This is a genomic window from Scandinavium hiltneri (genome assembly GCF_024764835.1).
GTDB lineage: Bacteria > Pseudomonadota > Gammaproteobacteria > Enterobacterales > Enterobacteriaceae > Scandinavium > Scandinavium hiltneri.
Map to the genome: position 1 here is coordinate 105919 of NZ_JALIGE010000072.1, position 21380 is coordinate 127298.

The following is a 21380-nucleotide window of genomic DNA, read 5'->3' on the forward strand; positions in this document are numbered from 1 at the left end:
TCAGAACACTAAATGTTCTGCGCGTACAATCATTGACATACCAGAAGTCAGCTGTACACGAACGCCATCTTTGGTGATTTCCAGTACAGTAGCGTCCATTGCGTTGTTACCCGCTTTGACTTTCAGAGACTGGCCAACGCTCAGCTCAGAAATGTCAGATACCGGGGTAAGACGCTCTTCACGTGCCGGACGTGGTGCTTTTGCCGCAGCAGGTTTAGCAGCCTGACGTGGTTTATTAGCACCTACATCTTTGCGTGGTGCAGCTGGACGCGGTTTGCGCTCACGACGTGGGGCATCAACTGGCTCACCTGCCGCAATGGCAGCTTCACGTTTTTTAGCCTGCTGTTCTGCACGCTGTGTCTGCACACGGGCCTTCGCTTCTTCAAGCTGCTGACGCGCGTGAGTCACATGCTGCTCATCCAGCTCGCCGCACGGGTTCCCGTCGAGATCAACACGGGTTGCACCCGCTTTGATGCCGTACAGATAGCGCCAGCTGGACGTATAAAGACGTAAGGCGGAACGAAGCTGGGTTTTGCTGAGGTTCATTTCACCCTCAACGCGCGCTACCAGATCCTGAAAAATACCAATTTTCAGTGGGCGTGCTTCACCTTCAGCGCTGAAACACTGTGGGAATCGTTCGGCCAGAAATGCGATAACTTCTTTACTGCTATTCAACTTAGGTTGATTTTCCATGAAATTTCCTGATTACAACGGACGTAGCCAACATACCGCGGGCATGAACAGGCGTCATTATAATGACGCCATCGGTAAATGCTACGTTATCCGTTGATTATCCTGCGACAGGCTGAAAGAATTTGTGATAATCGGTGGCCGCAAGCAGCTTTTCAAGATGAGCAACCAGCTCACGAAGCCCCTGTTCATCTTCAGAGTTGAAGCGGGAATACTCCGGGCTGTCGATATCCAGCACACCGATAATTTTTCCGTTAACCACCAGAGGAAGCACGATTTCGGAGTTGCTTGCTGCGTCACAGGCGATGTGACCGGCAAAGGCGTGGACGTCTTCCACACGCTGAACGTGATTTTCCGACACCGCCGTGCCGCAAACACCGCGGCCAACCGGGATACGAACGCAGGCAATTTTTCCCTGGAATGGACCTAAAACCAGCGTTTCGCCCTCAAGGAGATAAAAACCGGCCCAGTTAACATCGGTCAGGCGCTCAAACAGCAGCGCACTGGTATTAGAGAGTGTGGCTAAAAAACTGGTTTCACCTGCCATTAATGCCTGAAAATCGCGGTTAAGATCCGCGTAAAACTCTGATTTGCTCATTATTCAATCACTTATTGTACTTAATTCGAAGCCGGTCAATGCCGACGCATAGCCTAATAAAATAAGCATTAAATGCGTTCGGGCTCAAGATGAATCCGTTCATAGGTTAAGATAGAGTTATACATTCATTTCAAAAGCGAATAAATGGCACTAAGAGCTTCTCAAATTTCGCCGGGCAAAAAAATCACCGTCCACGCGATTGGTAACCCACTTGCGCCCGTGGAATATCACCGATGTCCGCAATGTGACATGCTTTTTACCCTACCTGTGGTCAAAGCGTCACAAAGTGCATATTGCCCTCGCTGTGACGCAAAAATTCGTGACGGGCGCGACTGGTCATTAACGCGTCTGGCGGCAATGGCGGTGACCATGCTGTTGCTGATGCCTTTCGCATGGAGCGAGCCTCTGCTGCGTTTACATCTGCTCGGCGTGCGTATCGATGCAAACCTGTTGCAGGGCATCTGGCAGATGACCGATCAGGGTGACCCGATCCCCGCGGCGATGGTGCTGTTTTGCAGCGTCGGCGCACCGCTGGTGCTGGTTATCGCCATTGCCTATTTGTGGCTGGGTAATATTCTCGGCATGAATCTTCGCCCGGTTCTACTGATGCTCGAAAAGCTCAAAGAGTGGGTGATGCTAGATATCTACCTTGTCGGCGTGGGCGTTGCTTCCATCAAAGTTCAGGACTACGCGTTTCTCCAGCCGGGTGTTGGCCTGATTGCTTTCATATCGCTGGTGCTGTTGAGTATTCTGACGCTCATCCACCTTAACGTGGAACAGCTTTGGGACCGTTTTTACCCACAGCGCCCTGCACAGCGAGCAGATCCTGGTTTACAGATTTGCCTCGGTTGCCACCATACCGGATTCGCTGATTCTCGTGGGCGTTGTCGCCGCTGCCATATTCCGCTGCGCCACCGTCGGGCTAACAGCCTGCAGAAATGCTGGGCCGCGCTGATTGCCTCGATAATTTTCCTGCTTCCGGCGAACCTGCTCCCGATTTCCATCATCTATGTGAACGGCGCGCGCCAGGAAGACACCATTCTTTCCGGCATCATCTCGCTCGGGAGCAGTAACATTCCGGTTGCGGCAGTGGTTCTCATCGCCAGTATTCTCGTACCCTTTACCAAAGTGCTGGTGATGCTTACCCTGTTGCTGTCGATTCACTTTAAATGTGAACAGGGACTCAGAACCCGAATACTTCTGTTGCGCTTTGTCACCTGGATTGGTCGCTGGTCGATGCTTGATCTGTTCGTCATCTCGCTGATGATGTCGCTTATCAATCGCGATCAGTTACTTGCTTTTACAATGGGACCCGCTGCGTTTTATTTCGGTGCTGCGGTAATATTGACTATTCTTGCTGTTGAATGGCTGGACAGCCGCTTACTTTGGGATGCACATGAGTCAGGAAACGCCCGCTTCACCGACTGAAGCGAGAATTAAAACAAAACGTCGTATCTCCCCTTTCTGGCTGCTGCCGGTAATCGCCCTGCTCATTGCTGGCTGGCTTATCTGGAACAGTTTTGAAGATCGTGGCACAACGGTCACTATCGATTTCATCTCAGCCGACGGTATTGTCCCCGGCCGCACCCCTGTTCGTTATCAGGGCGTCGAGGTGGGGACCGTTCAGGAAATTAGCCTGGCCAAAAATCTCAATCGCATTGAGGTGAAGGCCAGCATAAAAGGCGATATGAAAGATGCGCTGCGTGAAGAAACGCAGTTCTGGCTCGTCACGCCCAAAGCGTCATTGGCGGGTGTATCCGGTCTGGATGCGCTGGTCGGCGGCAACTATATCGGCATGATGCCCGGCAAAGGGGCGAAGAAAGATCACTTTGCCGCGCTGGATACGCAGCCGAAATATCGCCTGAACAATGGCGAGTTGATGATCCATCTTCATGCCCCGGATCTGGGCTCGCTCAATAGTGGTTCGCTGGTGTACTTCCGTAAAATTCCGGTCGGTCGCGTCTATGATTACGCCATCAACGCCAACAAACAGGGTGTCACTATCGACATCCTGATCGACCGCCGCTTCACCAATCTGGTGAAAAAAGGCAGCCGTTTCTGGAACGTATCTGGAATTAAAGCCGATGTCAGCCTGAGCGGCGCGAAGGTGCAGCTTGAAAGTCTGGCGGCATTAGTTAATGGCGCGATTGCCTTTGATTCCCCCGAAGATTCAAAAGCCGCTGCGCAGAACGATGAGTTTGGTCTGTACGCCGATTTGGCCCACAGCCAGCGAGGCGTGATCGTCAAACTAGACCTTCCTGACGGCGCTGGCCTGAAAGCAGGTTCGACCTCGTTGATGTATCAGGGCCTGGAAGTCGGACAGCTGACCAAACTGGATCTCAATCCGGGTGGTGCGGTGAGCGGTGAAATGACCGTCGATCCGAGCGTGGTGAATTTGCTGCGCGACAAAACCCGCATCGAGTTGCGTAATCCTAAACTGTCGCTTGAGAATACAAATCTCAGCGCCCTGCTCACCGGGAGCACCTTTGAGTTGGTGCCCGGCGAAGGTGAACCGCGCAATCATTTCGTGGTCGTCCCTGCCGATAAAACGCTGTTGCAGGAACCTGGCGTTGCCACACTCACCCTGAATGCGCCGGAGTCCTACGGCGTCGAAGCCGGGCAACCCATTATTCTGCACGGCATTAAAATTGGTCAGGTGCTTGAGCGCACACTGAACAATAAAGGGGTCTCCTTCTCTGTCGCTATCGATCCGCAATATCGCGACCTGGTACACGGTGACAGCAAATTCGTGGTCAACAGCCGTGTGGACGTCAAAGTCGGTCTCGACGGTATTGAATTCCTAGGCGCCAGCGCCAGCGAATGGCTCAGCGGTGGCATTCGTGTTCTGCCAGGTGAAAAAGGCCCTATGAAGCAGAGCTACCCGCTGTTTGCCAATCTTGAAAAAGCGATTGAAAACAGTCTGGGCGAACTGCCGACGACGACGATGACGCTCACTGCCGACACGCTGCCAGACGTCCAGGCCGGTTCTGTCGTGCTGTATCGTAAATTTGAAGTCGGAGAAGTGATCACCGTTCGCCCACGTGCAAACGCGTTTGATATCGACTTGCACGTCAAACCGGAATACCGCCAGCTTCTGACGCAAAACAGCGTGTTCTGGGCCGAAGGTGGTGCAAAAGTGCAACTGAACGGTAACGGGCTGACGGTTCAGGCCGCCCCACTCTCCCGTGCGCTGCGCGGCGCTATCAGCTTCGATAATCTGAGCGGCGCAAGTGCCGGCGTGCGTAAAGGCGATAAACGTATTCTGTATCCGTCCGAAACGGCGGCCCGCGCCGTAGGTGGGCAAATTACCCTGCATACCTTCGATGCCGGAAAACTTTCCGAGGGTATGCCGATTCGCTATCTGGGCATCGATATCGGGCAAATTCAGACCCTGACGCTGATTACTGCCCGCAACGAAGTGCAGGCGAAAGCGGTGTTGTATCCGGAATACGTGAACACTTTTGCCCGCAGCGGCACCCGCTTCTCGGTGGTCACCCCGCAGATTTCAGCAGCAGGCGTAGAACATCTGGATACTATCCTGCAGCCGTACATCAACGTTGAACAGGGCCGCGGCAGCAATCCCCGCCGCGACTTTGAATTGCAGGAAGCGACCATCACCGATTCCCGTTACCTCGACGGCCTGAGCATCATCGTCGAAGCCCCGGAAGCCGGATCGCTGAGCATCGGCACACCCGTTCTGTTCCGCGGCATCGAAGTCGGTACGGTCACTGGCCTGCATCTGGGTTCACTCTCAGACCGCGTGATGGTGGGCCTGCGTATCAGCCAACGCTATCAGCATCTGGTGCGCAATAACTCGGTGTTCTGGCTGGCATCAGGTTACAGCCTCGATTTCGGTATCATCGGCGGCGTAGTGAAAACCGGGACCTTCAATCAGTTCATCCGCGGCGGCATAGCCTTTGCAACGCCTCCAGGTACGCCTCTCGCGCCGAAAGCACAGGAAAATAAACACTTCCTGTTGCAGGACGCGGAACCGAAAGAGTGGCGTGAATGGGGCACCGCACTGCCACGCTAAACGCGAAGCGACTCCGGCTGTAAGAAGCCGGAGTCGCTGTGCTAAACTGCGCACCCGTTTATGAATCTGGTGCGTTTAGTGGCTTATCTTCCTGACTCCTTTCTTGAGGTGATGCGTGCAGCAATGCCGACTCATCTCTCCTTCGACGATTTTATCGCCGCCTGCCAGCGCCCGCTGCGCCGCAGTATCCGTGTTAATACACTCAAAATTTCTGTCCCGGATTTTCTGCAGCTGGTTGCGCCGTACGGTTGGCAACTTACGCCCATACCGTGGTGCGAAGAAGGTTTCTGGATTGAGCGCGAAGACGAAGATGCCCTGCCGCTTGGCAGCACAGCTGAACACCTGAGCGGTCTGTTTTACATTCAGGAAGCAAGCTCAATGTTGCCGGTCACCTCGCTGTTTGCTGACGAAAATCGTCCTCAACGGGTAATGGACGTTGCCGCAGCACCGGGTTCCAAAACCACGCAGATTGCCGCGCGAATGGGGAACGAAGGGGCTATTTTAGCCAACGAGCTTTCCGCCAGTCGAGTTAAAGTCCTGCACGCGAATATCAGCCGCTGTGGGATAAGCAACGTTGCCCTGACCCATTTCGATGGCCGGGTTTTCGGCGCCGCACTTCCAGAGTCATTCGACGCGATTTTGCTCGACGCCCCGTGCTCCGGTGAAGGCGTGGTGCGCAAAGATCCCGATGCGCTGAAAAACTGGTCCCAGGCAAGCAATCTCGAAATAGCCCAGACCCAGCGTGGGCTTATCGACAGCGCGTTTCATGCGCTGCGCCCAGGCGGCACGCTGGTGTATTCCACCTGCACGCTGAACCGTGACGAAAACGAGGACGTGCTGAGCTGGCTTCTGGCACGCTATCCCCAGGCGGTCGAAATCATGCCGCTCGACACGCTTTTCGACGGCGCAACCCAGGCGCTGACGCCCGAAGGTTTCCTGCACGTCTTTCCACAGATTTTCGATTGCGAAGGATTCTTTGTCGCGCGACTGAAGAAAACCGCGGCCATTGAAGCCCTGCCCGCACCGGGCTACAAAGTCGGCAAATTCCCCTTCATGCCGATGCGGACCCGCGAATCCCTGGCGGTGAAGCAAGCTGCCGCCGCCGTAGGGTTGCACTGGGAGGAAAATCTGAATCTCTGGCAGCGCGATAAAGAGATTTGGCTGTTCCCGGCAGAGATTGAGCCATTATTGGGCAAAGTGCGTTTTTCTCGCATCGGTCTGCGTCTGGCCGAAACCTTCAACAAAGGATTCCGCTGGCAGCACGAAGCCGTTATCGCGCTGACGGGAGAAAAAAGTGCGCGCTTCGAACTGACGCAAGCGGAAGCCGAGGAGTGGTATCGCGGACGCGATGTCTGGCCGGAAACACCGCCAGCGCGTGATGATGTTATTGTGACCTTTCAGGGACATCCGCTGGGGCTGGCGAAAAAAGTCGGGTCGCGTCTCAAGAATAGCTATCCGCGTGAACTGGTTCGGGACGGAAAATTGTTCGCTGCCAAAGCGTAACGCGGAGCCAAAAATAAGCACGTTCTGACTGGCAAAATGCTCGCCCTTGTCTACGCTAAAAAATGGGAAGACCTAACTGGTCATACCACAATGAAGCAGACAACCGGAGAGCATTATGACCAAAACCAGCGTACGAATAGGCGCCTTTGAAATTGATGACGGCGAGCTGCATGGCGAGCAGCAAGGGGAGCGAACGTTAAGCATTCCCTGTAAATCCGACCCCGATTTGTGCATGCAACTCGATGCGTGGGATGCCGATACCAGCGTTCCCGCCATTCTCGATGGAGAACACTCTGTTCTATACCGCAAACACTATGACAGTAAGTCCGATGCCTGGGTCATGCGCTTAGCCTGATTCAAAAGGAACCCGCCCACAGGCGGGTTATTTATTTCCCCTTCCACTTATTTCTCTTACACTTAAGACACCACGCAAAAGTGTGAGGATGCGATGTTCGCTCTGGTTTTGTTTATTTGTTATCTCGATGGTGGCTGCGAAGATATTGTGGTGGATGTTTACAACACCGGGCCGCAGTGCGAACGGGCGATGGACGTTCAGCGATTAAGACATGGCGGTTGCTTCCCGGTTGAGGATTTTATTGACGGTTTCTGGCGTCCGGCCCAGGAATACAGTGACTTGTAATTACTGAAGTTGGACCAGCGTCAACTCACCGCCAAACACCGCACCGGTATCGATGTAGTGCTGATTAAGCGCATCATAACGGTGTTTTAACGGCGTGTGCCCAAACCAGAAGTGATCCGCACCATCAATTTGGGCGTGATTCCCTGCCAGATGATCGCTCAGCCGCTGCCGGTCCCAAAGTACCCGATGCCAGTCTACCTCCTGCTGCCACTGGTAATGCGCAGCTGGATAATCGGCATGAGCCACCACATGCACGCCTGATTCGGCATCCACTTCGATGACATACGGCAATTGATGACAGGCCTGCAGCAAACGTCGCACCTCAGCCTGCTCGCTCGCAGTGCAGTGCTCGAACCACTCTCCCCCATTCAATTCCCACAGCGATAGCTGCTGATGTTCAAGCGCATCCATCGCCATTTGCTCGTGATTTCCACGAATAGCGAAAAACCATTTTTGATGAATAAGTTCAAGGCATTTGAGACTGTCGGGCCCGCGATCAATCAGGTCGCCGACGGAGATGAGTACATCCTGATAAGGATTAAATTCGTGAGCCTGGAGTTTAGGCATCAGCAAATTAAAGCAGCCATGTAGGTCGCCAATGAGCCAAATATGCCGCCAGGATTTGCCGTCAATTCGTTGATACATAGCGTTGCCCCCATAGTTTAAGTATAGGGGATACCAAAGCCCTTACAACGCCCGTGGCGTTGTTTAAACAATGGCTGAACAAACTCAAAATAAATTCTTACAATCATTTAAGATTAACCTAAACAGCCTGTAAGATAAGAAAAGAACCATAATGAGGTTAACAGTTTGTCAGACACACCAGAAAATTCACCTGAACTGCGCGCGCATCTTATTTCCGACTTGGTCAGTGGCAAACTTGCCCCTGCCCCCATATGGAAAAAAGCCGACTATCGCCTGAAGTTTTTGCTGCGCACGATGATTTTTTATCGCTCAACCCGACTGATGCTCGACACTCTCGGCCAGCGCCCTGACTTCATGCGCCTGCTGAATGCGCAGGTCACATTGCCCAGCAAAACGCACCGCCAGTATCTGGCACGCGGTTTATCATCAATGCAGCGGGCGCAAGCTATCATCGGTCATTATCAGTTTATTGACTCGCTTAAAAGCACCCAACTTGCCGCGGCATTAACCGCCACGGAGCCTACGGCATTACTGAGCTTTGAGGGCAAAGAGGGTACACAATTTACGCTGTATGCCTCCTGCGCGCGTAAGGCCGAACGAGAAGGGGAAAGCACGCTGTGGTTTTGTGACGCAGACAATACGGTACTGGCCAGCACAACATTCAGTGTTGCCCGGAGCAACAACGGCTGGGAGCTTATCGTCGGTGGCCTGCAGGGGCCGCGTCGCAGCGTTTCTCATGACGTGATTAAGCACGCCACACGCGCCTGTTACGGGCTTTTCCCGAAACGTATCCTGGTTGAATGCTTTGGCCTGATGGCCGCCGAGTGCGGGATAACCACGCTTTCCGGCGTCAGCGATAATGGCCATGTGTTCCGCGCCCTTCGCTACCGCTTCAGTAAAGGCCGTCATTTCCATGCCAGCTACGACGAATTCTGGGCATCGTTAGACGGCGTTAAAAGCGACCCCTTCCGTTGGCAGCTGCCCCTGGCGCAGGAGCGTAAATCTCTTGAAGATATTGCCAGCAAAAAACGTGCAGAGTACCGCCGCCGCTTTGCGCTGCTCGATGAGATGGCCGCCCAGTTCATCGCACTTATCCCGCGCAAGTAAGCGTAACTGCGTTGGCCTCTGCTGTACATTGGCAGAGGCTTTCGCGCATTGAGATTGCACAATCTCTTGATGTTTCGCTATCATCATGAGGTATTCCTCTGATACCTCGCTGGCGGTACTTTCTGGCTATGAGCAAAATCGAAATTGCCCTGATAATTCTGGTTCTGGTTTTACTTGGACTGGGCATCTGGTTCATTTTGAGCGATCAAATTTGGGTCATGGTCAGCTATCTTGAAACCCTTCTCTACCCCGATATCGTCACGCCCGAATAATCCCTGCGGTTACACATATTCAAAATTAAACAAGATGGTATTTGAATCAAATCACCTTGATGCATACCATTCTTTGCGAAACATAGCGCGGCGGCTGCTTCTTCCTGACAGCACGTAGCAATACGTTTCAGGTCTGACTGACTCCACATCCCTGGACGCGCAACTTTCAGACCAAACCACCTCGTGGCACTGCATATCCCTGTAAAGCCGCAAAAGTGAGTCCGAAAATATAATATTCATTGCAAGCTTTTCCCCTTTGCCCTGCGAAGCGAAGGGGTTTTTTTTATGTTTTTTTCGGAGCATACATTTAAATCTATAGCTAAAGTCAAATTTTCAATACTGTTTGATATTTTATATCCCGATTTAAAAGCACTGTTCTCTGTCGCATTAATTGTATGTTAACACCATATTATTGAATGTTTATGGATACGTGAATATTTTGTGGTAATTTATTTATAGATAAAATTCACTGTCGCCATCCAGAAATAAACAAGATTTGTTGACGGGCGACATTACTGCAGTGTTAGCATTCTCTTTTGTGAAATACAATTGGGTTTGTATCCTTCATTTTATGAAAACTATAAACGCGTTCAAAATCGAGAAAAGAGCTCTTATTTTCTCTTTGTTAACTATCATTTTGATAGTCAATACCGCTCTGCTATTACTCTCTTATCTTGACATGATTCGTAGCGCACGCTTCGCCACCTCTGACATAGCTGTCGTAATTAATCAGAATATTGAAAAAAATAAAAATATCGCTTCGGCACTTGGGGATCTTGTTGCTCTTTCCAGTAATGATATTGCTGGAAAATTGGGTTCCAGCGTTAATTTCAAAGAAAATGAAATAGACCCCAGCCTGTATCAGAAGCATATAATGTTTGCCTCTGGTGACGTGAGCGTTAACGATCGAAAAATATCGGCGATTCTCAATTCATTCTGGAATAGCCTTAGTAATGAAAACAAAACATCCTACTGGACTTATTTCTTCAGTGCGAATCTTAACTACGCTTACAGTTTTGAACCGGTAAAGAAAAGCGGATATAAATTCACATCACCTCACCTGGCAATCAATTCTTATTTAGACGAAGTATCCAGAAAAGTTAAAGCTCAAAAAGCATTCCTGGTATCAGAACGTCTTTACAGCGATGTTTATACAGATTCATTAACTGGACTGCCTGTTATTACGTTCAGCGTGCCGGTGATTTCAAATAATCTAAATTATAATAAAAGCAGCGTTGAAGGAATTATCTCCACCGATTATACCTCCAAAGACCTGTCTGAGTTGTTTAATAAATACTTCATCCAAACCGGCATCACGCCCTCATCTTATCAACTGACTCTGCAGAGCAGACGCGGTGGCCCAGATCTGGCGATAACACCTACAAAAATAGATTATACCCCCTTCCCGATTGTGCAAATACCCTTAACCGCAGGCTTTATCATCAACGCGAAGGTCGGTTTATATAATGTCCTGCACCACAGACCATGGAGATTCGTCTTTACTAATCTTATCCTGCTGATTTTTTTCGCTTCGTCAATAAATGCGTACCGCAACATTATGAACATGTTGAAACGACTCAGCTACGACTCGTTGACCCGTGCATTCTCCAGGGAAGGCGGGGAGGTCATTATCAACTCCATGTCCGCACATGAATCCTGGATAATCGTGGCGGTGGATCTGGATTTGTTCAAGGACATCAATGACACATACGGGCATCATGTCGGTGACCTTTCTCTGGCGTATTTCTCCGATACGCTAATAAGGACGTTGCGAGCGTCTGATACGATTATTCGCATGGGTGGAGACGAGTTCCTGCTGCTGATGCCATGGTGTAACTATTCGTCTGCCAGTGCGCTAATGCAGCAGGCACAGAAAAAGCTCAAACATTTTCAATATGACAGTATTACTATTCCAATTTCGTGCTCATATGGCATCCAGGAATTTACCGGTGATTTTGCCAAAGATTGTCAAATAGCCGACGAAAAGCTATACGTCATGAAAAATCGACCGACCCGCTTACCGAGCCGTAAGAACGTAACACTGACCGAAAAGCTTCCGCACCCCATGCTGGAGAAGGATGTCGAAACCGGCTCTCTGACGATATCCGGGTTGCGCCATCATCCTGAATATCTGGATAACCGTAGCGTCCTGATGCTGGTCCATCTTAGTAACCACTCTTCGCTCACTAACCTGTTGGGCCAGGATTATGGCCGCTCACTCATGAAATATCTGATTTCACGCATCACAGATACTTTCCCGGAAGACATCATCATTTGCCGTGAACGCATGGATAAGCTTGTGGTTATTCTCCCTCCCGTCAAAACGGTGGAGCAACTCAGCTTATGGAAGCAAAAAGCACATTCGCTTTTCAGCATTAAGGATATGCCAAATATCGGCCAACATGAATTGCGTATCGAAGGTAACGCCGGCCTGGCCGAGGAAGCTTTAACGCCTGAAAACCTTGATGAAGTTCTACGCTATGCGGGCATCGCCCTGCATCACGCCCGCCGCGAGGGCAATGGCAAAGTAACACTTTTCACTCCGGATATGCATGCCTCCGGATTGCTCCATATTCAGCTGCATGAACAACTGAGCCACGCACTTGAGCGTGAAGAGTTCTATCTTGTGATGCAGCCAATTGTTGGATTGGATGGAAATACGGAATGTCGCGAAGGTGAATGTCTGGTGCGTTGGGAAAGCCCGGTGCTGGGGAATGTGCCGCCGGATCAATTTATCGCAATAGCGGAAGAGACAGGCCTCATAATTCCACTGGGTGAATGGATCATTAACAATGCGTGCCGCGAGCTGGCCGCACTGATGGCTCGCGGCAACTGTGAAGATTTCAAACTGCATATAAATATTTCCCCCATCCAGCTACAAGCGAATGAGTTCGCAGAAGTAGTGATTGAGTCACTCCGACAGCATGGGTTACAGGGTTATAATCTTTGCATCGAAATTACCGAGGGTGTTTTGGTTGGCAGCGGAACCAATACGTGCCGACATCTGAAGGCCTTACGTGAAATCGGTGTCACTATCTCCCTGGATGACTTCGGTTCAGGTTATTCCAGCCTGTCTTACCTGCATACGCTCCCGTTTGATCAACTTAAAATTGACCGCCAGTTTGTCAGTGGTGTAATGGAAGATAGTCGAAGCGAATCGGTGATAAATTCCGTGTTGAGTCTTTCAAAAAGCTTTGGCGTTCCCTTGGTTGCTGAGGGGATTGAAGATCAGGAAACGGGTGATAAATTACACGCTATGGGTTGCCTGCTTGCACAGGGTTATCACTATGGGCGCCCGAAGCCGTTCAGCGAATGGCACATTGATAACGGTCAAATTACTTTATCGCTATGAGCAAGAACGGTCTCATTAATCCCTTAATAACCTGACACCGAAAAATACCGGGATAAACAGCAAAACGAGTAGGTGGTGATCTGCATTTTTCGTGTAAAAAAAATGTTAAGCCCAATTTTGATGTGATATAAAAGAAAACGGGTCGGTCGTGGAAATGTGGGAAATTTTCAGGCTGACACTGTAAGTTACTGATGTTGCTTACAGATAAAAAGAGACCGAATACGATTCCTGTATTCGGTCCAGGGAAATGGCTCTTGGGAGAGAGCCGTGCGCTAAAAGTTGGCATTAATGCAGGCTAAAATCGCCTTGCCCTTTAAGAATAGATGACCATGCCAGGTTTTCCAGTCCGCGACAAAAGTGGTCAGAAAAAAACCGTGAGCAAAGCGTCACAAAACGCAAAAACCGCAAGCTTTCGTCAGAAAAACTTGCGGTTTTTTATTGTCTGTCAATCAGTTAGCGTTGCGACTCAGCAGAGCTTTTCAGCCCGGGCGATAAACGGTCCCAGGCTCATCTTTTGGCCTTCATGCGCCGGATCGTCGGCCTGGATCACAGAAATCGGCTGGGCATTGGTCTTCCCTGCCTTCACTTCCTGCTCAGCAACCTCATTCAGCGGATATTGCATCAGCGTGCTGGGGTTTATGGCATACAGCGCATTGCCCGGACGACAGGTCAGCATGACCTCTTCACGATTGAATGCCCACTGTTCTTTACCCATCTCAAAACGGCTGACGGTTATAATCTGTGGCGCCGCCAGGGCGGTTCCAGTTGTTGCCAGTAACAACATTGATAAAACGAGTTTTTTCATGATTCTGCCACTTAATTCAGAACGGTTCCCAGGTTGCGAAGAGGCTTACCGCCGCCAGCACCAGAGCCCCTAAAATCATTTCCGCCTGCGTCGTGCGCACAAACAGCCGCTGTATGCGCTGTCTGTCTGTCGCCATTCGCGGCACCAGAACATACCTGTTCACCAGGGCGATTACCACCATCAGCGCCACGAACGCACATTTCACCAACAGCAGACGCCCATATGCCGTACCCGTCACCAGCTGCCCCTGAATCAGCCAGGCGTTAGCCAGCCCGCTAATGATCACCCCAATGACCGCCAGATGGCCCCAACGAGAAAAACGCATCATGGAATTGATGGCCTCGATGCGCCAGGGCCCCTTCGCCAGGCGCAGGCAGTACAGGAACGGCAGCAGGCCACCAAACCAGGCACCCGCGCACAAAAGGTGCACCGCGTGATTCATCCGCTGCAACCCGCCAACAATGCCATCGCGCATTGCCGCGTGCCCTACGCCCGCCATGAGTAAAAATTGTGCAACGCACAGAATCAGCAATAGCGGTGCCAGCCGATGGGGTTTCAGACAAACCACAATCAGCGCTATCCACGTCAGCAGAATTTGCCAAAGCCAGACGCTGCCAAAGCGCGTGCCCGCCACGGCGAGCCAGACATCAGGCTGCAGGACATCGCCCCAGCCGTTGCCCATTTGGCCGCCCTGTAGCATCAGCATTAACGTTGCCGAGACGGCGTTCACCAGCAACGCAACGCGCACGAACGGCAGGAAGCGTTGTATCATCAGCCGACGCAGCTGAGGCGTTGCCCACCAGGCGCCATACAGCGCGCAGCCGAAGGCGAGCATTACGGCAATGAAATGCAGGCCTCGCAGCCCGACATACACCGATGCCAGCACGGTTATTTCACGCTAAAGTGGTACTGGCCTTTGGTTTTGTGACCGTCCACCGACACCACGTGCCAGTCAACGGTGTAATCGCCGGGTTTAAGAGACTGCTCGACCGGGATGATAAGCTGGGTGTTGTCTTTTTCATTGAGCTTCACAGCGCCAACAGGCACCTGCGCCTGTTGTGGCCCCGTCAGCGTGATGCCACTGAATTTCACTTCAATCCCTTCGGAGAAGTTAAGGGTCAGCGCCTGTGGAGCCGCCGTGACCTGTGCGTCAGCAGCAGGATATTGATGCTTAAGATGGGCATGGGCGAAGGCCGCGGAAGTGGTTAAAACGCAGGTCAGGAAAACACCGGTGCGCAGCGCGCGGGAGGCGATACGGTTCATTCTCTACATTCCCTTTTGTTATATATCTGGGTGAGAGAATAACCTCGTATAATGTTTACGTCGAGATTCGCCGCCGTTGGTCTTGCTATTTCGCGACACTCTTAGTACTTTCAGGCCCGATATCAGAAGGAGCCCAAGATGAACACCAATCTGGCAAAACTTCCCCAGGACGAGATGGACAAAATTAACGTCGATTTGGCCGCCGCCGGGGTTGCATTTAAAGAGCGTTACAATATGCCTATCGTGGCAGAAGTGGTGGAACGTGAACAGCCGACGCACCTTCGCGACTGGTTTCGCGAGCGTCTGATCGCACATCGCCTGGCTTCGGTAAACTTGTCCCGCCTGCCATACGAACCGAAACAGAAGTAAGAATTACTGACTGTTACACTTCCTTACACTACCACTGCTACAATCTTGAGAAGATTCTCACGTATGACTCAGGGACTCTGAGTCAGGAAGAGTGATAAGGAAGCCACTATGCCTGCATGGACGATTGCTGCTGCACAGTACACGGCCCGCAACAGGAGTGTTGCGGAAAATATTGACCATCATTTGTGTTTTATTGAAGCGGCGGCAAAGCTTACCTGCCAGCTGATTGTGTTCCCGGAAATGTCGCTGACTGGACCGGATACCGATTATCCCCTCTCCCCCATCCCCACAGATGAACTCCTGCAACCGCTTTGCGTTGCGGCGAAACGTCACGGGATGACAATCATTGCTGGTTTACCGGTCGACATGAACGGCGACTGTCAAAAGGGTGTGGCTATTTTTGTGCCCGGCGCGTCCTCACCGCTTACGATGCATCAAGGTCAGGGCACCTGCCTGACGCCACAGACGCTGCACATTAGCGTGCTGGCTCCCGAAGCCGACGCTATCGAACTCGACCCGAATGCCACGCTGCTGGCCACCGGAACCTGTACCTGTGAATTCCAGCAACAGCAGTCAGTGCAGCAGCTTCAGCGCCTGGCCCACCGCTACGCCATCGCGGTATTAAAATCTAACTACGCCGTGGGAAGCGCGCTGTGGGATGAAAACGGTCAGTTGATTGTACGCGCCGACAGTGGAGACCTTTTGCTGACCGGTCGCAAATACGAAGGCGGCTGGGAAGGCGACATCATTCCGCTGCGTGAAAGCCTTTGCGCCATTGACGAAAGCCTCTGTGGCGCATAACCTGCCTCTTTTCAGCCGGGAGAGCACAATGTTACGCGTTATCGATACGGAAACCTGCGATTTACAGGGAGGCGTGGTTGAAATCGCCTCGGTGGACATCGTTGACGGCAAGATAACCAACCCCATGAGCCATCTCGTGCGCCCGGACAGGCCGATCAGCCCGCAGGCGATGGCCATCCATCGCATCACCGAAGAGATGGTTGCTGATAAGCCGTGGATTGAGGAAGTGGTGCCGCATTATCAGGGCAGCACCTGGTACGTGGCGCATAACGCCAGCTTCGACCGCCGCGTCTTGCCTGAAATGAACGGCGAGTGGATTTGCACCATGAAACTGGCCCGTCGCCTGTGGCCGGGTATCAAGTACAGCAACATGGCGCTCTACAAATCACGCAAGCTGAACGTCGCGACCCCGCCCGGCCTGCATCATCATCGGGCGCTGTATGACTGCTACATTACCGCCGCATTGCTGATTGATATTATGAACGTCTCCGGCTGGAATGCCGATCAGATGGCCGATATTACCGGGCGCCCGGCACTGATGACCACCTTCACCTTCGGCAAATACCGCGGGAAGCCAGTGTCAGAAGTGGCCGAGAAAGATCCCGGCTACCTCCGCTGGTTGTTCAATAATCTCAATTCGATGAGCCCAGAACTGCGCTTAACCCTCAAGCACTGGCTGGGCGAATAACTATCGTGGTGCCTGGCCCGGCAGCGTACCCTGGGCCAGCGCAATCAGGAATGTGAACTCCAGCGCCACACCTTCATAGCTTTTGAAGCGCCCCGATTTCCCGCCGTGCCCGGAATCCATATCGGTACACAACAGCAGCAGATTGTCGTCAGTTTTCAGCTCCCTGAGCTTCGCCACCCATTTGGCCGGTTCCCAGTATTGCACCTGAGAATCATGCAGACCGGTGGTGACCAGCAGGTGCGGATAGGCTTGTTTTACAACGTTGTCATACGGGCTGTAGCCTTTCATGTAGTGATAATACTCAGGCTCCTGCGGGTTGCCCCACTCCTCAAACTCACCGGTGGTCAGCGGGATCGACTCATCGAGCATCGTCGTCACCACATCGACAAACGGCACCTGAGCAATCACCCCATGGAACAGCTCCGGGCGCTGGTTGATAACGGTGCCCATCAGCATTCCACCGGCGCTGCCACCCATCCCATAACAAAGCTCAGGATTGCCATAGCCCTGCGCCAGCAGCGCATCGCACACATCAAGATAATCGTTGAAGGTGTTGTTCTTCAGCAGGAATTTGCCGTCTTCGTACCACTGCTGGCCTAATTCGCCGCCGCCGCGAACATGGGCGATGGCAAACACGAAACCACGGTCGAGCAGGCTCAGGCGACTGCTGCTGAAATCCGCATCCATACTGGCGCCGTATGAACCGTAACCGTACACCAGCAGTGGATTGTTCCCTTTACGGAAATGCTCGCGATGATACACCAGCGAAACCGGCACTTCCGCGCCATCCCGCGCGTTGATCCACAGATGCTCGCTGCGATAGCGGCTGGCATCGAAGCCCTTCACTTCCTGTTGCTTCAGCACCGTTCGTTCGCCGGTATCCATATTCAGCTCAAACAGCGTGTCCGGCGTCGTCATCGAGGAATAACCGTAACGCAGGCGCGCGGTATCGGGCTCCGGGTTATAAGCCAGCCAGGTCACATACGCTGGATCATCAAATGCAATCCCGGTGGATTCCCGGGTTTTACGATTAATCTGCCGTAGGCTGGTCAGGCCATGCTGGCGCTCTTCGACCACCAGCCAGTCGGTAAACAGGGTAAAGCCTTCGAGCATCACTTCATCGCGCGGAGGGATCAGCGCTTCCCAACGGCTTTCGTCGCGCACGGGCGAGCGATAAAGACCAAAGTTTTTGCCTTCGCGGTTGGAGCGTAAATAGAAGTTATGCTGGAAATGATCGACGCTGTATTCATGATCTTTGCGACGCGGCAGGAAACGCAGCGGCTGAGCATCAGGCAGTTCAGCATCCAGCAGCAGCACTTCACTGGTAGTGGCGCTGGCCAGATGAATTATCACGTAATGCTTCGAGCTGGTTTTGTGCAGGCTGACGTAAAAAGTGTCGTCCTTCTCTTCGTACACCAGTTCGTCGGCGGTGACCGGCATACCCACCGTATGCCGCCACACCTGATGCGGCAGCAGCGTCGTCGGATGTTTACGCACGTAGTACAGCGTTTGTGAATCATTGCCCCAGACGAAGCCCGGTTCGACATTTTCCAGCGTCTCCGGATACCAGTTAGCGTTTTCCAGGCTGCGGATGCGCAGGCCGTACTGACGACGCGAAAGATAGTCTTCCGTCAGCGCCATCAGCGCGTTATCCGGCGAAACGCCTAACCCACCGAGAGTGTAGAACTCGCTGTGCGCCGCGCGCTGATTGCCGTCGAGCAGCACTTCCCAGGCGTCCCACTCTTCTTTCTGCACTGACTGACGCTGATAAATCGCGTACTCGCAGCCCGGCTCGTAAATCTGCCGGTAGCGATAGCCATTTTTACTGTAGGGCGCAGAGACTTCACGCTGCGGAATGCGGTCGACAATCTCCTTCAGGATTTTGTCCTGCAGGTTTTGCTGCGACGCCATAACCTCGCGGCCGTAGTCGTTTTCCTGCTTCAGATAGTCGAGCACCGCAGGCTGTGTGCGATCATCGTCACGCAGCCAGTAGTAGTTGTCGACGCGGGTGTCACCATGAAGTGTCATGGTGTGGGGAATGCGTTTTGCTTTTGGTGGCATGTCGTTGTTCTTCTGCAAGTTACCTACCCTAAGGGTGGCAAATGTGCAGAGCGATGCAAGCGAAACATGCCAACTTGAGGTTAAAGTGCCTGTTTTTGCGCCTTTAAATCGGCCTCTATGCCTTCCCGCACCTCTTGCGGAATATTCAGCGCATCGCCGAGCGCGTTCAGATAGCTACGTTCCATAAAGTGATCGACATCGATAGCCGCGCAGCTCAGGAAATAAAGTTCGAGCGCTTCCTCTTCATTGCGCACATCTTTGGCCAGCAGTTGTGGATCCAACGGCTGGGCGATGGCTTTCTCTACCAGCTGACGCCCCTGCGCTTCCACGCCCGCTTCACGCAGCTGCGAATCAATCACCGCCCGTTCTTTATCATCGATATGCCCGTCGCTTTTCGCGGCAAACACCAGCGCCAGGATCAGGCGTTCGGTGCGCATATCCACCGGGCTGATTTGCTGCCCGTACTGCGGTTCTCCCTGATGCGCCATACGAATTTTATCTTTGTACTTGTTCCACAACACGCTGCCCGCTACCGCCCCACCGCCGACAAGCAGCGCACCGGTTCCATATTTTGTCAGCAGTTTGCGCGATGATTTGCTGGACACCAGCAGCCCCGCAAGACCGCCGAGCGCGCCGGGAACCAGCAGTTTACTGAGTCCCTGCTCGCCGGATGACTGGGCAGAAGACGATGATTGTCCGAGAAGCGATTGAATCTGATTTAGCCAGTTTGCCATTGTATCCTCGTCATACTGAGATGAATGCTCTCAGCCTAAGCAAGCCGGTGTCAGGAAACGTCTGGCCTGGCTAAAGATCCGAAAATTACTGCGCGCGATAGGTGGCGCTGCCTGCTGCACAATCCACTGTCACGACGTAATGCAAATCGGTATTTGTCCCGCGCACCGTGAGCGGCACTTTCCATTTATCCTTTTTCCCGGTCACGTCATGGGGATTAATCCAGGCCACGGGATCAATCTGCCCCAGTGTTTTCTGGTCATCCGCCCACTGATTAATCCGGTTCTGGGTGTAATCCTGCTTCACCGTCGCGGCAATGCCGTCGGCATCCAGTCCTTCACACTTGCTAATTGACACCGTTTTCTCACTGGCTGCCTGGACTGCAACGCTACTCATCAACAGCAAAACTGCCGTCATTACTGTTCTCTTTTTCATAGGGTTTTCTCTCACGCCTGATAACCCTAAAAAGCATGGTACAAAACACCGACAACGCAAGTAAGCGCCTGTTATTTATCACGACGTTTCTCACCCGAGACAGACGCAAACGTTTTCGTATATACTGACGTCCATTTTTTTACTGTGGAATTTCGATATGACTGTACTAGGCACAGCGCTGCGTCCGGCGGCAACCCGCGTGATGTTATTGGGCTCAGGCGAGCTGGGTAAAGAAGTGGCCATTGAATGCCAGCGTCTGGGTATCGAAGTCATTGCCGTCGATCGCTATGCGGATGCCCCGGCGATGCACGTTGCCCATCGCAGCCACGTCGTTAATATGCTGGACGGCCAGGCGTTGAAGGCGCTGGTTGAGCAGGAAAAACCAGATTTTATCGTGCCGGAAATCGAAGCCATCGCCACCGACATGCTAATTGAACTGGAACAGGCCGGTCAGCACGTGGTGCCCTGCGCCCGCGCGACAAAGCTCACCATGAACAGGGAAGGCATTCGCCGCCTGGCTGCAGAAGAACTCAAACTGCCAACCTCCCGCTACCGTTTTGCCGACAGCGAACAAAGCTTCCGTAACGCCGTCAGCGAAATCGGGCTGCCCTGTATCATCAAACCGGTGATGAGCTCATCCGGCAAAGGCCAGAGCTTTATCCGTAGCGAAGAACAGCTCTCAGACGCATGGCAATATGCCCAACAGGGTGGCCGAGCCGGGGCGGGACGGGTGATCGTCGAAGGCGTGGTGAACTTTGATTTTGAAATCACACTGCTGACCGTCAGCGCCGTAGACGGCGTACATTTCTGTGCCCCGGTCGGCCACCGTCAGGAAGACGGTGACTATCGCGAATCATGGCAGCCGCAGCAGATGAGCCCGCTGGCGCTCGAGCGTGCCGAAGCCGTCGCCCGTGATGTGGTCCTGGCGCTCGGGGGCTACGGCCTGTTTGGCGTAGAGCTGTTTGTCTGTGGCGATGAAGTGATTTTCAGCGAAGTGTCGCCTCGCCCGCACGATACCGGCATGGTTACGCTGATTTCGCAGGACCTGTCCGAGTTCGCCCTGCACGTCCGTGCGTTTCTGGGCTTACCGATCGGCGCGATCCGCCAGTACGGCCCATCCGCTTCAGCCGTCATTCTGCCGCAGTTAACCAGCCGCAACATCAGTTTTGGCAACGTGGAAGCCGCGGTCGGGGCAGGCGTTCAGCTGCGTTTGTTTGGCAAACCAAAAATCGAAGGCTCGCGTCGCCTGGGCGTGGCGCTGGCAACGGCTGATGACGTCGAAACAGCGGTTGAGCGGGCGAAATCAGCCGCCGCCGCCGTAGTCGTTAAGGGATAAAAAAGACGGGAGGTGCATACGCACTCCCGCCTTTATCTTCATTTCGCCGG

Annotated in this window: 21 protein-coding genes; 12 read left to right on the forward strand and 9 right to left on the reverse strand. The window is 52.8% G+C overall.

The window, feature by feature from the left end; genetic code table 11:
• On the reverse strand, positions 1–693 hold the full coding sequence (proQ, locus tag MUU47_RS09345; RefSeq protein ID WP_258987954.1) for an RNA chaperone ProQ: 693 nt from the start codon (positions 691–693) through the stop codon (positions 1–3).
• 97 nt (positions 694–790) lie between these two features.
• Positions 791–1288 (reverse strand): free L-methionine (R)-S-oxide reductase MsrC, encoded by a 498-nt coding sequence (msrC, locus tag MUU47_RS09350; protein ID WP_258987956.1) that lies wholly within the window; start codon positions 1286–1288, stop codon positions 791–793.
• 144 nt (positions 1289–1432) lie between these two features.
• Here msrC and yebS point away from each other — a divergent pair, with 144 nt between their 5' ends.
• The 5 genes from yebS (at position 1433) to MUU47_RS09375 (ending at position 7464) form a co-directional block, all read left to right on the forward strand.
• Positions 1433–2716 carry a membrane integrity lipid transport subunit YebS gene (gene yebS / locus MUU47_RS09355; RefSeq protein WP_258987958.1) on the forward strand — a complete coding sequence of 428 codons (1284 nt, stop codon included), beginning with the start codon at positions 1433–1435 and terminating at the stop codon, positions 2714–2716.
• Positions 2685–5321: a PqiB family protein gene (locus MUU47_RS09360; RefSeq protein WP_258987960.1), complete on the forward strand. Its 2637-nt coding sequence runs from the start codon at positions 2685–2687 to the stop codon at positions 5319–5321. The genes yebS and MUU47_RS09360 overlap by 32 nt, the downstream gene beginning before the upstream one ends.
• A 78-nt stretch (positions 5322–5399) precedes the next feature.
• Positions 5400–6824 (forward strand): 16S rRNA (cytosine(1407)-C(5))-methyltransferase RsmF, encoded by a 1425-nt coding sequence (gene rsmF, locus MUU47_RS09365; RefSeq protein WP_258987962.1) that lies wholly within the window; start codon positions 5400–5402, stop codon positions 6822–6824.
• 115 nt (positions 6825–6939) lie between these two features.
• Positions 6940–7179, forward strand: coding sequence for a YebV family protein (locus MUU47_RS09370; protein WP_159755463.1), 240 nt, complete (start codon positions 6940–6942; stop codon positions 7177–7179).
• A 93-nt stretch (positions 7180–7272) separates the two neighbouring features.
• A complete protein-coding gene (locus MUU47_RS09375) occupies positions 7273–7464 on the forward strand; it encodes a YdfD/YebW family protein (RefSeq protein ID WP_258987964.1) in 192 nt (63 codons plus the stop codon).
• Here the strand turns inward: MUU47_RS09375 and pphA are convergent, their stop codons facing one another.
• Positions 7465–8109: a protein-serine/threonine phosphatase gene (gene pphA / locus MUU47_RS09380; RefSeq protein WP_258987966.1), complete on the reverse strand. Its 645-nt coding sequence runs from the start codon at positions 8107–8109 to the stop codon at positions 7465–7467.
• A gap of 165 nt (positions 8110–8274) precedes the next feature.
• On the opposite strand from pphA, the gene MUU47_RS09385 reads away from it, so the two are divergent.
• The 3 genes from MUU47_RS09385 to MUU47_RS09395 all read left to right on the forward strand — a co-directional run bounded on the left by MUU47_RS09385 (position 8275) and on the right by MUU47_RS09395 (position 12840).
• Positions 8275–9216 carry a VirK/YbjX family protein gene (locus MUU47_RS09385; protein ID WP_258987967.1) on the forward strand — a complete coding sequence of 314 codons (942 nt, stop codon included), beginning with the start codon at positions 8275–8277 and terminating at the stop codon, positions 9214–9216.
• A gap of 128 nt (positions 9217–9344) precedes the next feature.
• Positions 9345–9488: an Ecr family regulatory small membrane protein gene (locus tag MUU47_RS09390; protein ID WP_258987968.1), complete on the forward strand. Its 144-nt coding sequence runs from the start codon at positions 9345–9347 to the stop codon at positions 9486–9488.
• A gap of 496 nt (positions 9489–9984) precedes the next feature.
• Entirely contained in the window at positions 9985–12840 is a 2856-nt protein-coding gene (locus MUU47_RS09395; RefSeq protein ID WP_258987969.1) for an EAL domain-containing protein, read from the forward strand.
• Positions 12841–13306: 466 nt separating this feature from the next.
• Here the strand turns inward: MUU47_RS09395 and MUU47_RS09400 are convergent, their stop codons facing one another.
• The 3 genes from MUU47_RS09400 to yobA are packed head-to-tail and all read right to left on the reverse strand — an operon-like array spanning position 13307 to position 14908.
• Positions 13307–13645: a YebY family protein gene (locus MUU47_RS09400; RefSeq protein WP_258987970.1), complete on the reverse strand. Its 339-nt coding sequence runs from the start codon at positions 13643–13645 to the stop codon at positions 13307–13309.
• A gap of 16 nt (positions 13646–13661) precedes the next feature.
• Positions 13662–14531, reverse strand: coding sequence for a copper homeostasis membrane protein CopD (gene copD / locus MUU47_RS09405; RefSeq protein ID WP_258987971.1), 870 nt, complete (start codon positions 14529–14531; stop codon positions 13662–13664).
• Positions 14532–14533: 2 nt separating this feature from the next.
• A complete protein-coding gene (gene yobA / locus MUU47_RS09410; protein ID WP_258987972.1) occupies positions 14534–14908 on the reverse strand; it encodes a CopC domain-containing protein YobA in 375 nt (124 codons plus the stop codon).
• Positions 14909–15046: 138 nt separating this feature from the next.
• Between yobA and MUU47_RS09415 the strand changes: the two genes are divergently transcribed.
• From MUU47_RS09415 to exoX, 3 genes are all read left to right on the forward strand, one after another.
• Complete coding sequence (locus tag MUU47_RS09415; RefSeq protein WP_110512246.1) at positions 15047–15277, forward strand: DNA polymerase III subunit theta; 231 nt, start codon at positions 15047–15049, stop codon at positions 15275–15277.
• Positions 15278–15385: 108 nt separating this feature from the next.
• Positions 15386–16078, forward strand: coding sequence for a nitrilase-related carbon-nitrogen hydrolase (locus MUU47_RS09420; RefSeq protein ID WP_258987973.1), 693 nt, complete (start codon positions 15386–15388; stop codon positions 16076–16078).
• Positions 16079–16106: 28 nt separating this feature from the next.
• Complete coding sequence (exoX, locus tag MUU47_RS09425) at positions 16107–16766, forward strand: exodeoxyribonuclease X (protein ID WP_159776131.1); 660 nt, start codon at positions 16107–16109, stop codon at positions 16764–16766.
• Here exoX and ptrB read toward each other — a convergent pair whose 3' ends face one another.
• From ptrB to yebF, 3 genes are all read right to left on the reverse strand, one after another.
• Positions 16767–18827: an oligopeptidase B gene (ptrB, locus tag MUU47_RS09430; RefSeq protein WP_258987974.1), complete on the reverse strand. Its 2061-nt coding sequence runs from the start codon at positions 18825–18827 to the stop codon at positions 16767–16769. It abuts the gene before it with no gap.
• Between the two features lie 80 nt (positions 18828–18907).
• The gene (locus MUU47_RS09435; protein ID WP_258987975.1) at positions 18908–19561 is read right to left on the reverse strand and encodes a tellurite resistance TerB family protein; all 654 of its coding nucleotides are present in this window, start codon (positions 19559–19561) and stop codon (positions 18908–18910) included.
• An 85-nt stretch (positions 19562–19646) separates the two neighbouring features.
• Positions 19647–19994: a protein YebF gene (gene yebF / locus MUU47_RS09440; protein ID WP_125353805.1), complete on the reverse strand. Its 348-nt coding sequence runs from the start codon at positions 19992–19994 to the stop codon at positions 19647–19649.
• A 157-nt stretch (positions 19995–20151) separates the two neighbouring features.
• Between yebF and purT the strand changes: the two genes are divergently transcribed.
• Entirely contained in the window at positions 20152–21330 is a 1179-nt protein-coding gene (gene purT, locus MUU47_RS09445) for a formate-dependent phosphoribosylglycinamide formyltransferase (protein WP_258987976.1), read from the forward strand.
• The last annotated feature ends 50 nt before the right edge of the window (positions 21331–21380 follow it).